Source organism: Bradyrhizobium barranii subsp. barranii (assembly GCF_017565645.3).
Lineage (GTDB): Bacteria > Pseudomonadota > Alphaproteobacteria > Rhizobiales > Xanthobacteraceae > Bradyrhizobium > Bradyrhizobium barranii.
This window is the reverse complement of the sequence record NZ_CP086136.1, coordinates 1,334,168-1,347,848: the sequence shown is the minus strand read 5'-3', so window position 1 is coordinate 1,347,848 and position 13,681 is coordinate 1,334,168. Positions and strand designations below refer to the sequence as shown.

14 protein-coding genes are annotated in these 13,681 nt (G+C 58.3%); 9 read left to right on the top strand and 5 right to left on the bottom strand.

Translation table 11 applies throughout. The features are described from left to right. The first annotated feature begins 55 nt into the window (after positions 1-55). Positions 56-832: a sensor histidine kinase gene (locus J4G43_RS06570; protein WP_038954956.1), complete on the top strand. Its 777-nt coding sequence runs from the start codon at positions 56-58 to the stop codon at positions 830-832. A gap of 279 nt (positions 833-1,111) precedes the next feature. On the opposite strand, the gene J4G43_RS06565 is transcribed toward J4G43_RS06570, so the two are convergent. Next, positions 1,112-1,417, bottom strand: a complete 306-nt coding sequence (locus J4G43_RS06565; protein ID WP_208084296.1) for a GlsB/YeaQ/YmgE family stress response membrane protein — start codon at positions 1,415-1,417, stop codon at positions 1,112-1,114. A gap of 218 nt (positions 1,418-1,635) precedes the next feature. Continuing rightward, complete coding sequence (locus J4G43_RS06560; RefSeq protein WP_208084295.1) at positions 1,636-1,899, bottom strand: hypothetical protein; 264 nt, start codon at positions 1,897-1,899, stop codon at positions 1,636-1,638. 79 nt (positions 1,900-1,978) lie between these two features. Here J4G43_RS06560 and J4G43_RS06555 point away from each other — a divergent pair, with 79 nt between their 5' ends. From J4G43_RS06555 to J4G43_RS06540, 4 genes are all read left to right on the top strand, one after another. Then, a complete protein-coding gene (locus J4G43_RS06555) occupies positions 1,979-2,506 on the top strand; it encodes a hypothetical protein (RefSeq protein ID WP_208084294.1) in 528 nt (175 codons plus the stop codon). 959 nt (positions 2,507-3,465) lie between these two features. Continuing rightward, complete coding sequence (locus tag J4G43_RS06550) at positions 3,466-3,840, top strand: CsbD family protein (RefSeq protein ID WP_038954960.1); 375 nt, start codon at positions 3,466-3,468, stop codon at positions 3,838-3,840. Between the two features lie 62 nt (positions 3,841-3,902). Further along, on the top strand, positions 3,903-4,151 hold the full coding sequence (locus J4G43_RS06545) for a hypothetical protein (protein ID WP_018643669.1): 249 nt from the start codon (positions 3,903-3,905) through the stop codon (positions 4,149-4,151). A 523-nt stretch (positions 4,152-4,674) separates the two neighbouring features. Next, complete coding sequence (locus J4G43_RS06540) at positions 4,675-6,435, top strand: Spy/CpxP family protein refolding chaperone (protein WP_208084293.1); 1,761 nt, start codon at positions 4,675-4,677, stop codon at positions 6,433-6,435. 223 nt (positions 6,436-6,658) lie between these two features. Here the strand turns inward: J4G43_RS06540 and J4G43_RS06535 are convergent, their stop codons facing one another. From J4G43_RS06535 to J4G43_RS06520, 3 genes are all read right to left on the bottom strand, one after another. Next, positions 6,659-8,596: an ABC transporter ATP-binding protein/permease gene (locus J4G43_RS06535; RefSeq protein WP_208084292.1), complete on the bottom strand. Its 1,938-nt coding sequence runs from the start codon at positions 8,594-8,596 to the stop codon at positions 6,659-6,661. Between the two features lie 278 nt (positions 8,597-8,874). Beyond that, positions 8,875-9,585: a Crp/Fnr family transcriptional regulator gene (locus tag J4G43_RS06530; protein WP_210387510.1), complete on the bottom strand. Its 711-nt coding sequence runs from the start codon at positions 9,583-9,585 to the stop codon at positions 8,875-8,877. Between the two features lie 832 nt (positions 9,586-10,417). Beyond that, the gene (locus J4G43_RS06520) at positions 10,418-10,948 is read right to left on the bottom strand and encodes a PRC-barrel domain-containing protein (protein ID WP_020607909.1); all 531 of its coding nucleotides are present in this window, start codon (positions 10,946-10,948) and stop codon (positions 10,418-10,420) included. 431 nt (positions 10,949-11,379) lie between these two features. Here J4G43_RS06520 and J4G43_RS06515 point away from each other — a divergent pair, with 431 nt between their 5' ends. The 4 genes from J4G43_RS06515 (at position 11,380) to J4G43_RS06505 (ending at position 13,251) form a co-directional block, all read left to right on the top strand. Continuing rightward, positions 11,380-11,730, top strand: coding sequence for a phasin family protein (locus J4G43_RS06515; RefSeq protein ID WP_038954963.1), 351 nt, complete (start codon positions 11,380-11,382; stop codon positions 11,728-11,730). Between the two features lie 125 nt (positions 11,731-11,855). Continuing rightward, entirely contained in the window at positions 11,856-12,101 is a 246-nt protein-coding gene (locus J4G43_RS06510; protein WP_018643672.1) for a hypothetical protein, read from the top strand. A 280-nt stretch (positions 12,102-12,381) separates the two neighbouring features. Beyond that, positions 12,382-12,786 carry an exopolysaccharide biosynthesis protein gene (locus J4G43_RS55865; RefSeq protein ID WP_408581408.1) on the top strand — a complete coding sequence of 135 codons (405 nt, stop codon included), beginning with the start codon at positions 12,382-12,384 and terminating at the stop codon, positions 12,784-12,786. A 285-nt stretch (positions 12,787-13,071) separates the two neighbouring features. Continuing rightward, a complete protein-coding gene (locus J4G43_RS06505) occupies positions 13,072-13,251 on the top strand; it encodes a hypothetical protein (RefSeq protein ID WP_020607910.1) in 180 nt (59 codons plus the stop codon). Positions 13,252-13,681 lie beyond the last annotated feature (430 nt).

Here is a 13,681-nt window from a genome sequence, read left to right as displayed (position 1 = left end):
CCAACGCCCGGCCGAAATCAAGTGCGGTACCCCGCCCAAGGTGATACAGTTGCAAATGCTTGAAGTCGATCTCCGCACAGACAGGCGTCCGGGCGGCGCAGAATTCCACCAGGACTTTCTGGCGGCAGAGAATGTCAGCCTGCGGCTACTCCTGGCGCAGGCTGAGATCAATACGAGGAGCCTGCTTGCCAAGGCCGGTATCGATGCCAAAGAGCGCGAGGCATCCGACAAGCTGCAGAAGCTGATCCTCGAAGAACTGCACCACCGCATCAAGAACACGCTCGCGACCGTCGCCGCAATCGTCTCCCAGAGCCTGCGCAACCTGCAGGGGGGCGAGCACGCGCAACACGCCATCGAGGGCCGGCTTTTGGCACTCGGCCGGGCCCACGATCTCCTTCTGCAGGCAAAATGGTCCAGCGCCGATCTTGGCACGGTCGTCCGCAGCGCCATCGAAGCCTTCGACAATCCCGCCGAGTCGAAATTCTCGATCACGGGACCCGATATCCGGATGACGTCGGCTGCCGTCATCGCCGTCGCGATGACGCTCAATGAGCTCTGCACGAACACCACGAAGTTTGGCGCCCTGTCGGTCCCGGAGGGGCGCGTCGACCTCGTCTGGACGGTAGACCAACCGACACAGCGCTTGCACCTCACCTGGACCGAAAAGAACGGTCCGGTTGTCCAGCCGCCCGCCAAGCGCAGCTTCGGAACACGGCTGATCGAGACGCTTGGCAAGCAGCTCCAGGGCAATGTGCAATTAGCCTATGCGTCGACGGGTTTCTCGTACACGTTCGACGTACCGATAGCTTCTTTGAGCTCCCCGCCGGCATAGCCAGCGCGCATGTGGTCACGTGAGTGGATCAGTATTTACGTGAGTGGATCAGTATTTCTCTCCGTCCCTTTTTGTTGGGCGCCTTCGAGGCGTGGAGCTCGCAACGACCAAAGCAAAGCCGTCGTTGAAGGGGTCTCCCATTCGCGGGACCCACGCGGGATCCTGGGAGCCGGCGCATTGCCGATTATGCAGCGTGCTGCATCACTCAGAGCGGATCCACAGTCGCGGGGCCGGTAGCAAGTCACAGCGGGCGGTCGCGAGTCACTCTGCGGGAATGCGTTACCATCGCCGACCCCAATTGCCGCCCCACCTGCCTCCCCATCCGCTGCCACCTCGAAGCAGCCGCACGATGAGCAGCAGCAATATCGCTCCGATGGTGGCGTTGACGATCGCGCTGATCATCCCGCTACCGAGATGTATGCCTAGCTGAGGTAACAACCAGCTTCCGATAAAGGCGCCCAAAATCCCGACAATGAGGTCACCGATAATTCCAAAACCGGTCCCCTGGACGATTTGACCAGCCAACCAGCCCGCAACGAGACCGACAAACAGTATGACCAGCAGGCCTTCGCTCGACATATTCATTGTGACACCTCGGCATTCTGGTTTGGACGCAGTATTGCAAGCTGATCCGCCTGGTGTCTGTGCAAATTTGATCAGCTTGTTGGAATATTGGCTTTGGCGCCAGGTATGGCCTCACGCCATCGGCCTCGTCGCAATTGGTTGAGCTCGCCTGTCAGGGTAACAGGCAGTCCACCACTCCTTTGGTCGCAGGTAGAGGCACGCGCGGTCGATTTGAAGTCTCATTTCGAACCGTTTTCTGACTCGCGAGCTGCACTGACAAGGCGCGCCTCGAGTTTCGCGCCATTCGCGTGCAGGCACGAGCCGCTGAAGTGAGGCCAAGTCTGCTTTGCACAGCCCGTGTCGACAACATGAATATCGCGCCGGTTGCTCTTCTGGAGGGCGGCCGACTGCCCAGGTTCGACCTCTGGGGCATATACAGACAGTACGAACAAGGCGGCGGCAATGAAGGCGGAAATTGCGACGGCCGAGAGCGTTTTGATCATTGGTTGCGGTCGTGTCATTCGCTGCTTTGGCTCGTGAACTTAATGATGATTCGCGCTTTGGTTCGTTGAAGAATCTAGCTTGAGCCGTATATTCAAACGCTTTGTGCTTCTGATCGCCGCCATCTACTTCCTGGTGGACGCCGTCTTTTTCACTCTCTTCAAACCTGTCCTTCGCCGGATGGCGGATTGCTGGGTATTCGAAAGCTTGCGAGCGTGGATTGTGTCGCTTCGCCCATATCCTACTCTGGCGCTGTTCATCGTGCCGGTCATTTTGCTCGAACCTGTTAAGCCTGTTGCGGCTTACCTGACGGCGACAGGCCACGTCGTTGACGGGCTTATGGTCCTCATCGTTGGCGAGCTTCTCAAGCTCCTGCTTATTGAGCGTCTCTTCAGCGTTAGCCGCGATAAGCTTATGTCAATTCCTGTTTTCGCCTGGTGCTACGACAGGTTTTGTCAAGGCCAGGACTGGGTCGCATCCCTGCAGGCATGGCAACTCATGCGTCGTTGGAGCTCCAATGCCAAGCACGCTGTTCAAAGATATGTCCTTGAATTTAAGGCTGAACGTCGGCGCACGGCTGAGCAAATAGCGCCGCCAGATGTTTGTTGAAAACTATTCTCTTCTGACAGGTTGTGTCGTCGCCCAGATCCCCATCTAGGGACCGTGTTGGGATCTAAACCGGAGCCCGCAGCCCGGAAGAAATCCACTTCATCGAATGGGTTTCGCTGACGACTTTATCGACGTGATGGCAATTGACGCCCTGAAACGTACGAATCTCGAATCCGATCCGAGAGGGCTTAATGTGCGTCAGGGTCATTGGACCCAAGCATTGGGGGCAGGTATGGGGCTGAACTGCTATGCGGCTTGGGTCGAACAAGACTGCTAAGGATGACATGATGCTCACCTAAACTCAAGCGGGAGCGTTACAGAACTCTCAGTCACCGATAGATGCCGTGATGGGGGCGGTGATGGAGGCACCATGGAATCATCGCTATCCCGGCGCCGTTCTATTTTGCTCACTTTCGAAAAGTTAACGAATTAGGACCCGGGAAAGCACAACGCCACCAAGCCCAATAATGCTTGGTGGCGTTGGATTAGGTCCGGACAGCGCAATCCCCCGGTGACCACCAAAACAGCAGATATGCACTGCGATCGTCTGTTCAAAATTGCTCACTTTCAAATTAGATCATTGCCATTTTTAAGACTAGGCCACTGTCGTCTGAAACAGGCCAGTACCTACCGTCCCGAGCCGTCCTGATCAGGACACTCGCAATTTGAAATTTTGACAGTGAGCAAAAGTGAGCAAGCGCCGCTGCGGCTGCAAACGGAAACCGCAGCCATTCTGTGAGTTCTCTCAAGATCCAGACGGCGCTGGGCCGTGCGGGGATCGACAGCCCATGCATCGCAACAGTTTTCTGATACTCGATCGCCTCGTCGGCGAGCAGCAAGTGTGGAATGGTGAGAGCTTAGATCAGACCACATTTGCAAGCCGGTCTTCTGTGCGCGCAGGAACGTAGCCTGATCTTGTCAGTTAGCGCTCCGAGACTTCATCTTAGGGAGTGTTCGCTATGGAGAACGATCGAATTGCCGGCTCGGCGAAGGACTTCGCCGGTAGGGTCGAGGGCACCGTCGGCGATATCGCCGGCGACGCAAAGACCCAGGCAGCAGGCCGCATCCGCGAGGCGACAGGCACCGCGCAGAACCTGTATGGCCAGGCCAAGGATGCAGCGCGGGAAGCTACGGATGCCGCCGTCAACTACGCCAAGGACGCTTATGAGAACAGCGGTGATACTTTCCGTGACGGCTCGCAAGCGATCGCGAAGAAGGTGCAGGACAATCCCCTCGGTTCGATGTTGATCGCGGGCGGGATCGGCTTTGCGTTGGGGCTATTGCTGACGCGCCCGCCGCACCATCCGCCGCAGCGCGGGCGACAACGGCTATGACGGCCATATCGGAGCTATTCACGCTTCTTGATTGATTGGCTGTTTGTTGACTTGGAGAGATCGTGAGTGATGACATCCCGCTGGCCCCTTTCGCCCATGAAAGCTTGGATTCCGTTCCAGAACCGAAATCCACCATCGCGGAAGTCTCCGAAGCTGTGAAGGGGGCAGTCCATCGAGTTAGCGGCGCGATAGAAGCGGGTCGAAAGCCAGGGATGCCGTTGAGCATCTTGAGCAATATCGCGCGCGAAGCGCCACTTGGTTCGCTGTTAGTCGCGTTCCTGTTGGGCGTTGCCGTCGCACGCCGGCGATGATGGTTTTGGGGGCGCGCTAACCGTCCCAGGCTATACAGATCTGAGGACTCCTCGGTAGCTGCTTAGAGCAGGTGCCCGATACCCGCCCGCAATGGCCGAGAAGGGTCCTGTGCCATGGTCACCTCCTTGGTGAGGGCGGTAGGCTAAGTGCGTTAGAGCACGCCGCCGGTCAAAATTGACCACACTGTCCGGCTTTAAATTTCAGACCCCCTGGATTTAAACTGGGGGCGCGGGGGGCACAGCATCCGCACCCGATAATCATCTTCGAAAGAAGCTGGCACTCTTCCTGATTGCCGGTCGTGTTCGATAACATCAGAATTGGGTCCAATTTAATGCAGATCAATCTGCGCGACCTTGTATCGCGCGGTAGGGCAGGAACTTTTGCTGGCTGACCCTATTTGTCCCGATGTCGGACGCACAACGATTGGTGAATATCAACGCGCCGCGAGGCAAAACCCCCGCACAATGCCACCGCCAGTTTGTTTGCGCTGCGATCAGTATAGTCGTAGCGGAGAATTCTTTCATGAAAAGCGTTTTGAAGCTGACTGCAATGCTGGGGCTCGCAGTGTTGATGATCCCGTTGAGCGCAAATGCTCAGGAACAGAAGCACGAAAACAACAAAGGAGCGCCGGCGGCGCGTTCAGCCCCAGCTGTCGCGCCGCCGCCACAGCGGCAGGCCGCGCCGCAAAGTCAGGCCGCTCCGCAACGCGAGGCCGTGCCGCAACGCCAGACCGCACCGCAACGTGAAGTCGCACCGCAACGGCAGGCCGCGCCGCAACGGCAGGCCGTACCGCAACGTGAAGCCGCGCCGCAACGCCAGGCCGCACCGCAACGCGAGGCCGCTCCACAAGGCCATGCGCCGCAAAGGACCGCAGCTCCAACGCGTCAAGCAACGCCACGCATCATCAACAGTCCGCGGGACAATGCACCCGCCCGAACAGCAACTCCGCCGACCACCCACAACGCCGCGCCCAAGGCCGCCGTATCCGCTGCGCCAACGCGCGAGCAGCTGCGCCGCCAGCAACGCGAGGAGCTCACGCTGCGCCAACAGGAAACCCGTGAACTGCGAAAGCTCCCGACTGCGCAACGCGCGCAGAAGCAGCAGGAAATCAATCAGCAGCGTGAGCAGCGCGTGCAGCAGCGGCTGCAACCTAACGGCCATGCTCAGCCGAGTGCATTGGTTCAACCCAATGAGCAAGCGCAGCGCGGCGAGCGTCGTAACGGTGTCGCGCGTGTTACACCGCAGGCAGCCCAGCAAGGCCGCTTCGCTGCGCGTTTCGCGGCACGGGCGCAAGGTGCCAATTTCCGTGCGGACACGGCTGCGCTCGCCACACGCCGGGCCTGGAGCCTCGGCCTGCGCGCGGCCTTCGTGCCGTGGCACGGGCCCGTGTTCTGGCCCTATGCCTATTCGGACGTATTCGATTACGCATTCTGGCCCTCTGGCTATGATGACGGTTACTTTGCCTATGCCTATGATGATTTCTTCGACGGCGTGTTCTGGGGCCAAGCCGGTCTGCCGCCTGAGTACAGCTATGCCTATGCGCCGCCAAACGGACGCCAAGCCCGATCGACTTCTTCCACCGTGGAAGAACCGTGCACGCAGCCTGGCACGGGCATCACTGCTTGGCCGCTCGCAGAAATCAATAGCAAGGTCGGCTTGAATACCGAGCAGAAGCAGCTTCTCGACCAGGTGCGAAGCTCGGGCCAGAGAGCCGCCAGCGTGTTCAAAGCCTCATGCCCCGCGAAAAACGCCTTCGCGATGACGCCACCCAGTCGCCTACAGGCGATGACGTTGCGGCTGACAGCCACGCTCGAAGCAGTGCAGACGGTCCGCCCGGCGATGGAGAAGTTCTATAGCTCGTTGAACGATGAGCAGAAGGAGCGCCTAAACGAAATTGGGCCGAAGCAGAAGAGCAACGCCGAGGCCAACCAGACATCGGCGCGGGATGGCAAGAGCTGCAGCGAACCGAAAGCCGGGCTTGCTAATCTGCCGATCGAGCGGATCGAGGACGCGATCAAGCCGACCAATGCGCAGGAAGGTGGTTTGAAGCTCCTTGATAGGGCCACCGCAAAGGCTGTCTCGATCATGCAAGCCGCCTGCCCCGAGGACACGCCAATCACTCCGCCCGGCCGGTTGGAGGCTATGGAGAAGCGCCTGCAGGCCATGATCGATGCAGCTAATACGGTGAAGCCTGCGCTCAACGACTTTTATGGGTCACTGAGCAGTGAGCAAAAGGCGCGCTTCAACCGCATTGGCGGCGAACTCGCGCAATCCGGCAACTAGTTGGGCTCCACGTTGAGTTGAAAATAGATAGGCGGCCCGTGTGGCTGCCTCTTTGTTTGCCGGTGGTGCCGAGCGGATTTAGAAGCTATCACTCCGGACATTGGTTCCAAAAAGGCGCATATCCGAGATGGCCATGACTGACCTGACACAACCTTCGTCCAGAGTCCGTTTAGCCTTCGACACCGTTGCAAAACTCGAAAATCGAATGCGCTTCGAGCCGTTTTCACCTTTGCAGCGGCGGCTTGCGATGACCGAGGAAGCGACCGAGCAGCCGGCGCCTGCCCTTGCGTGGGACGAGATCGACGTCGCTGACGAGTTTCGCGCCACCCTTGCGCCGTTCCAGCACTATCTTGCGGCTGTGGAAGGCTTCAAGCTCGGTGCGATGGGCGACGCTGACCACGGTGGCCATGGGCAGCTCCCTGGTCATCAGCTCCATCATCTTGTCCTGGCTCTTTTCATCGAGTGCAGAGGTCGCTTCGTCCAGCACGATGATATCTGGCTTGTGCAGAAACAGCCGCGCGAAGGCAAGCCGCTGCTTTTCACCTCCTGATAGCGTCTGGTCCCACGGCGCCTCTTCCTCGATCTTGTCCTTGAGATGACTGAGGCCAACCTTGTCGAGCGCTTCGCCGATCTGTTCCACCGTCCAGTCCTCGGCGGCGGCTGGGTAGGCAGCGGCTCGCCGCAGCGTGCCCAACGGCACATAGGGTTTTTGCGGCAGCATGAACAGGCGGCGATCTGGATGGAAATTGACGCTGCCGCCGCCCCACGGCCACAGCCCCGCGATCGCGCGCACCAATGTGCTTTTGCCGGTGCCGGTCTCACCGGCCACCAGCAGGCGTTCGCCGGCTTCGATCACGACTTCCGCCTCGCCGACCACGGCGGTGCCGTCGTCGAGGGTCACCGAAAGATCGTTGAGACTGAGAATAGCGTCGCCTTCGGTCTCGCCGCGCTTGATGCGGCCGATGCCGTCGCCACGTTCGGCGCGCTCAAGGCCGTCCAGGGACATCATCAGCGAGGCGATGCGCCGCGCACAGGCGTTCCAGTCCGAAAGCCGCGGATAATTGTCGACCAGCCAACCAAACGCGCTCTGCACGATGGTGAAGGCGGAGGCCGCCTGCATCACCTGTCCCAGCGTCATGCTGCCGTCGAGAAATTTCGGCGCGCACAGTAGCAGCGGCACCACCGGTGCGATCAGGCTCGATCCCTGCGACACCAGCGTGGTGCGCATGTGCTGGCCGGCGAGCCGCGCCCATTGCCTCAGCACCTTGGTAAAGGTCTTGTCAATGCCGTCGCGCTCTTCCTCCTCACCGCCGAGCAGCGCTATGCTCTCGCCGTTCTCGCGCACGCGGGTCAGCGTGTAGCGATACTCGGCCTCGGCCTGATTCTTGTCTTCGGAGACTTGCACGAAGCCGCGCCCGATCGTCATGATCGAACCTGAGGCAATCGCCGCGTACAACACCGCCGCAATCACGAGGAAGCCAGGAATGGTGATGGTCGATCCCGCGATCGTGACCGTCAGCGCGCCGCCGATGGTCCAGAGCACCACGATGAAGGTGGTCGCCGACAGGAATGCCGAGGTGACGCCGGCGGCGAAATCCACCGGCGCATCAGTGGCGACGCGCAGATCCTCGCCGATGCGGTATTCTGGATTCTGATGGTCGCCGCTGACGAGATTGAGCTGATAATAGCGGCCATTGGTCAGCCAGCGCGACACCACGGAATTGGCTAACCACGCCCGCCAGCGGCGCTGGATGCCCATACGCGTGAATACCTGCGCAACGCCGAGCAGGACGCTGCCGATCGCGAGCGGAAAGAACACCGCGGTCAAATAAAACACAGTGGTGGAATCGCGCTTCTCGATCGCGTCGAAGATCGCGCGATTCCAGACATTGATGCCGTATTGGAAGCCGACATTGGTGACAATCAGGATCACCAGGACGATGGAAAATATCCACGCCACCCGGTCACCGTTTTTCCCCCAAAATCCCTTAGCGCTGATCCAGAAGCGCGTGAGCAGATAATCCCGGCGGATTTGCTCCGCATCTTCGGCAGACAGATCCGGATCGGTTTCAACGACTTCGGGCGGGGGTGGCTCGAGGTAGGCACCGGTTTCAGCAACAACCTTGACGATGGGTGAATCACTGATGGCGGGCCTGCGCATATCCCAATAACGCAAGGAAAAACAGATGGTTCCGCTAGGCTTTGGAAGACCTAGCGCTTGGCTGGAAAGTGCGATTGCGGGTCTAGCCGTCCGGCGCTTCGCCTTCCTCCATCTAAGGACTTGTAGACTGGGACTGACCTCAGACGCACCGGCTCACGAGAGAGGCGAGTTCGGTTGGGGCATTCGCGTCGTTCTGACCTGGACCGCAGATTTCCGGTCTACCCCGGTGACGGGGATCTTCAGAGCGAGACGGCACGTAGAACAAATCGGTTTAGACTTTAGCTTATTGAATCATCCCGCTCTATTTCGGGCTTTTCACGCAAAACGGCGTTCAACAGCGAATTATGAACCTCAATCTTTCCATTGTAGCTGATGAGTCCGAGTTTGCGGAATTTGTTCATGAAGTAGCTCACGCGGGATCGGGTCGTTCCAATCATCTCAGCCAATGTTTCCTGGCTGATATCCAATAGAATAGGCTGAAGTACTCCTTCCTTTCCGAAATGCGCGAGCAGAAGAAGAAGGCGCGCGAGCCGCTTCTCGCTTGAATTAAAGAGCTGGTCGATCAAGTCCTCATCAACTCGGCTGTTCCGTGTCAAGAGATACGCCATGAACAGCTCGGAAAAGTTCGGCTCGGAACGAAGGGTGGCGATCATCGCTTCTTTGGTTATTGAGGTGATCACACATTCTTCCATCGCCGTCGTCGTCGCGATCCGCAATGGTTGGCCATTGAGGCACCCCTCGCCGAAGAACTGGCCCGGTTCTAGAATCCCGACCACCGCTTCCTTGCCTTGCTCCGATAGGACAGTAAGCTTGACCCGTCCCTTTTGAATATAGAAGACCCTATCCGCCACGTCTCCTTGCTCGAAGACGTGCTGGTTTCTCTCCAATTTCAAGATCGTTTTGCCAGCTCCTACCTTGGCGAGAAAGGCTTTGGGGGCGAATCCTTCGTCGGCAAGCTTGCCCACAGGAGCCTCCTTTGCTCCGGACATGCGCGCCAGCATTATAGCGGTTCCAACACCAAAATGAAGCGGCTGCTTACGCAGTCACCACTGTCGTTGGCCAGCCGTCCTTGATCTCTGCTTTGGGCGGTAGCGGATCTTCGAAATTTTCCCGTGGCCAGAAACTCCGGCGCAGTGCAACACTATATGTTACGCCCTCTTGCGAAGTCTCGACACTAGGCGAAACCGGCGACGACCCGTATGGCTCAGTCTTACCATTGACCGCTGTTGCGCTACCGAACGACATTACTGATCTCTCCAAGCTGCCCGATCGCGCGTAGCTCGTCCTTCGTTTACAAGAGAGCAGCGATCTCGGTGTCTGACGTGGCCAAGGCGCTGGGCGTCCGCCACGTGCTGGAGGCAGCGTACGCAAGGCGGGCAATCGGGTCCGGGTCACCGCGCCATTGATCGATTCGAGACGATTTCGAGCGCCGTGTCGAAGGACTCCGCAAGGCCGGAGCCAACAGTCTGACACGCTTGCCCATTGACGAGTCCCGACGATGAGCCGCGCCCACGATCTTCTGCCGCGGACCCGCACTTGTGCGATCACCGTTCCCCCTCAAGGTGTAAGCCGCGCGCCGTCTACGGCCCGCACGCCTTTCAAGCGATTACCGTGGAAACGGTCACTACACTGAATTAGCATTCCGCGATTCGCGGTGGTCGTAAGGGGTGGTCGTAAGGAGTGTGCCAGATGGCCGCATTCTGATTCAGGCGCCATCGAAGGAGTTTTGATCGCCAAGACGCGAACCCACCTAGAACGCCGGCCCCCCTTTTGCCAGGGTCGAAGTGTCGCATCCCGTCAAAAAACGCCGTATGTCGAGAGTTAGTACTTAAACTCCGGCATGGCCTTCAATTCGTCCTTGGTCGCGTTATACACCGCGTGATCGGGATACCAACGCGTACTGGCGCTGGTTGTGGTGGTTGTCGTGGTGGTTGTTGCGGCACCGGTGGTGGTTCGCGTGGTGCTGTCTGGAGCGGGAGTGGTTGCAGGCGCATTCGCCGGTGCGGACGTTGTTGACGAAGTTGTCGAGGTCACCGGCTGGTCAACCCACTTCAGCTTATCGAAGGCGACCGCCACGTAGTGTTCGCCCAGGCCGAGAACGCCGCCCACACCCAGAATGACATTGGCCACCTTGCCTGACCTATCCAAAATCACGTCGTGGATGTCGCCGATCTTCTCGTTGGCTTCATTGTACACATCGACGCCGGCGAGCTTGGACGCGCGCCATTCACCCTCCTTGTGCGTGGTAGCACTGGTTGTCGAAGCCGCTTGGTTTGTGGCTGTTTGCGCCGCCGCCGCGCCGGTCATCGACGCGATAGCCAGGAATGCTATTGCAAGACATTTGGAAATCATGATGTTCCTCCATTGTTTTGGGGGAACAATAACGCGGTTTGACTTTGGTTCCAGCGACGGAACAGTAAATCATCTCCCCGCGGCAAGGTCTCAGAGAGGCGGTGGACACCCGCGCTCAAACATTGCGCTACTCATTCGATCACCTCGTCGGCGCGAGAGTAGCATGAGTTGCGGCCTTCTCGACACCCGCGCGGCAGATAATCAGCCGGTTTGCCCAAATCACATTCTGCACCTTAAGGTGCGTTTCGCTCGTTGGCATTGCGGCGGAGTCGACTGCGATCGCTCGGCGCTACCCGGCAAACTGCGCCTGGTGATCATCGCACGAACATACAAGCACCGCCTAATTAAAAGCGAGAACTGAGATTCCGAAGCAACCATTGGTGGCGCGCGGCATTGGTCCACTGTTAAACAAACAAGGGAAAGTTCAAAAAATGTCGAACGCAAATCAAATTCATTCGAATCAAAATTTCGAGCACCAGCAGAATAGTAACGAACAAATCGATACAGGGACTGCGTCATCTAACGCCTTCCTGGCGATTGCCACTGCTTACGGTGACTACACGAAAAAGTCGTTTGAAGACACGAAACTGTTCGTTGAGAAGCTCTCTGGCGTGAAGTCGCTCGACAAGGCGATTGAAGTTCAAACCGAATTCGCCAAGACGGCCTACGAGACGTTCGTTACGGAGTCACAGAAGATTGGCGGACTGTACAGCGATCTTGCCAAGCAGTCCTACAAGCCATTCGGTGATCTTGTTGCAAAGATGACCTCGACAAATCGATAAATCGTTCCCCGCGGTGTGTCAGAGCACAAATACCCTGCTCATCGCGAGGTTTTTTCCGATCATCACTTAATCCGTCTAATCCTGGCAGCTGAGAGCTTGCGCTCGCGTTTGCTACGAGGAGCATTATGTCCAATCCTAATCCGCTTTTCCAAGAGTTGTCCTTTGATCCAGAGCAGGTAACCGCCGTGAATCAGGCCTACGACCTGGCATGTCGAACACTTCAGAATATCGGTCAGTTGGAGGTAGATCGCGAAATTATTGCCAAGGGTATTTTGCAGGCTGCAGGCAGCGGCGAGCGGGACGCCAACAAACTATGTGAACGTGCTATCCTTGGATTGACCCCGGTGGACTATCGGCAGCATGGCACTTAAAACAACCAACGGAGCGACCGGTTTCGGCTTCGAGACGGAGACATCGGCCTGCCAATCAAGAGGCCAGGAGACGCTATTCTGATGTCGAGACCGCCAGCTGACCCGATAGGGCTTGTTACTACCTCCGCCGTGCTGCAGCGGACCATTTCACCTTGGGCTGGATGATGCACGGCCTTCGCAAGCGATCCTTCGGGATCATCATGATCCTGCTCGCGCTGGTCGCGCTCGCACCGGGCTCTCGATCGTAGCTGGCCTGCTACTCACGATTCCCGCGTTCCAGATGATCGCGGGCAAACCCGCTCCGGTCTTTCCACGCCGCATCGCCACTCGTTCCTTGCCGACGAAACACCTCGCTGCTGTGGTGCAGCGATCCTTACCGGTGCTCAGATATCTTGAGAAGGTGGTTCATCCACGGTGGCGCACCCGTTGGAGGCAACCAAGCGCCTGGTCGGCTCGTCGTGGTACTGAGCGCTACTCTGGTCTTCATTCCAATACCCTGAGCAATGTCGTCCCCGCTTTGGTGATTGCCTTGATCTCCCTTGCCTATCTCGAGGAGGATGGGGTCCTGTCTCTCGATCGCCTTGCTGGCCGCCGCCATTTGTGCGGTCGCGACGGCGGTAGTTTAGCAGACGGTCGTCGGCGCAAAATGGATCATCGATCTCTGGTAGCGACCTGTCGCTGGTAACGAACCGTGCGATGCCGCTTGTTGGCCGCGCCAACAATACTCGCGTCGCTTCTGTCCGGAGACCGTTTGAAGCCGCAAACAAAGGCGTCAGCGCTGCTTCGCTCGACCACACGACCAGCGAAGCTACGGGACCGAAGCGGGAAAGAATAGCCTTGCTGGCGGGAGAAACCTTTCCTTCGGATCGATGTTGTCATTCCAGCAACAGAACCGGGCGACTGGCAGTTGCTCGAAAAGCCGCTCGGCGTAATGCCCGGGCGGCTTTTTCCTTTAACGTGGGAGGGTGCAATGCCAAATGATAAGCCCCTCAAGCCCGACGACTTTCCGGTTGAGGTTGAGGGCGACGAATTAATGACTGCGGACGGCAAGCCAATCGCCAAGGCGAAAACGCCAGACATCGCAGAGGATATCGCGGACCGTCTCAACGAAGACGATTGCCGTAAAGAGCAGGACAGATGGTCGGCTTGATTTTGCTTGTGGTCGCGTCGAAGCATGGCGCTTCATCGCCAGTTCGAAAACCGTTGTGTCTCCCCCTCCCGCAGATCGCCGGGTTTGGTACCCTACAGAATTCTGTTGAAATGATGCGCAGCCACCGCCAGGTGCGTGCAGGTTCGCTCCGTATCGGATTCTCCTTGTCGCTTCACGCAGGCTTGCACCGACGGCAAGATCAGCCTTTCGGTTTTAACCTGAACGTTCCTGATATGGCGTTGCTCATGCGGGTCTATATTTGGCCAGATCGCTCATTGCTAGTACGCCCATTCCTTTCCGGGTGGGTCCGAGCGAGAGCAGAGAGGTTTCCTCGTTGCTTGGCGCCTGGTCGAGCCCAAGAAATGACTTAGCGCACACAGGGGTTGAAGGTTCTGGCGACAGCCCAGTGATCGACGCGATCACTCGCATT

Excerpts from the sequence above, each read along its gene's own strand:
- J4G43_RS55865 (WP_408581408.1), top strand. The coding sequence starts at position 12,382 with ATGATCGCGGGCAAACCCGCTCCGGTCTTTCCACGCCGCATCGCCACT.
- J4G43_RS06565 (WP_208084296.1), bottom strand. The coding sequence starts at position 1,417 with ATGAATATGTCGAGCGAAGGCCTGCTGGTCATACTGTTTGTCGGTCTC.
- J4G43_RS06550 (WP_038954960.1), top strand. The coding sequence starts at position 3,466 with ATGGAGAACGATCGAATTGCCGGCTCGGCGAAGGACTTCGCCGGTAGG.
- J4G43_RS06570 (WP_038954956.1), top strand. The coding sequence starts at position 56 with ATGCTTGAAGTCGATCTCCGCACAGACAGGCGTCCGGGCGGCGCAGAA.
- J4G43_RS06515 (WP_038954963.1), top strand. The coding sequence starts at position 11,380 with ATGTCGAACGCAAATCAAATTCATTCGAATCAAAATTTCGAGCACCAG.
- J4G43_RS06535 (WP_208084292.1), bottom strand. The coding sequence starts at position 8,596 with ATGCGCAGGCCCGCCATCAGTGATTCACCCATCGTCAAGGTTGTTGCT.
- J4G43_RS06505 (WP_020607910.1), top strand. The coding sequence starts at position 13,072 with ATGCCAAATGATAAGCCCCTCAAGCCCGACGACTTTCCGGTTGAGGTT.
- J4G43_RS06560 (WP_208084295.1), bottom strand. The coding sequence starts at position 1,899 with ATGATCAAAACGCTCTCGGCCGTCGCAATTTCCGCCTTCATTGCCGCC.
- J4G43_RS06520 (WP_020607909.1), bottom strand. The coding sequence starts at position 10,948 with ATGATTTCCAAATGTCTTGCAATAGCATTCCTGGCTATCGCGTCGATG.
- J4G43_RS06530 (WP_210387510.1), bottom strand. The coding sequence starts at position 9,585 with ATGTCCGGAGCAAAGGAGGCTCCTGTGGGCAAGCTTGCCGACGAAGGA.
- J4G43_RS06540 (WP_208084293.1), top strand. The coding sequence starts at position 4,675 with ATGAAAAGCGTTTTGAAGCTGACTGCAATGCTGGGGCTCGCAGTGTTG.
- J4G43_RS06510 (WP_018643672.1), top strand. The coding sequence starts at position 11,856 with ATGTCCAATCCTAATCCGCTTTTCCAAGAGTTGTCCTTTGATCCAGAG.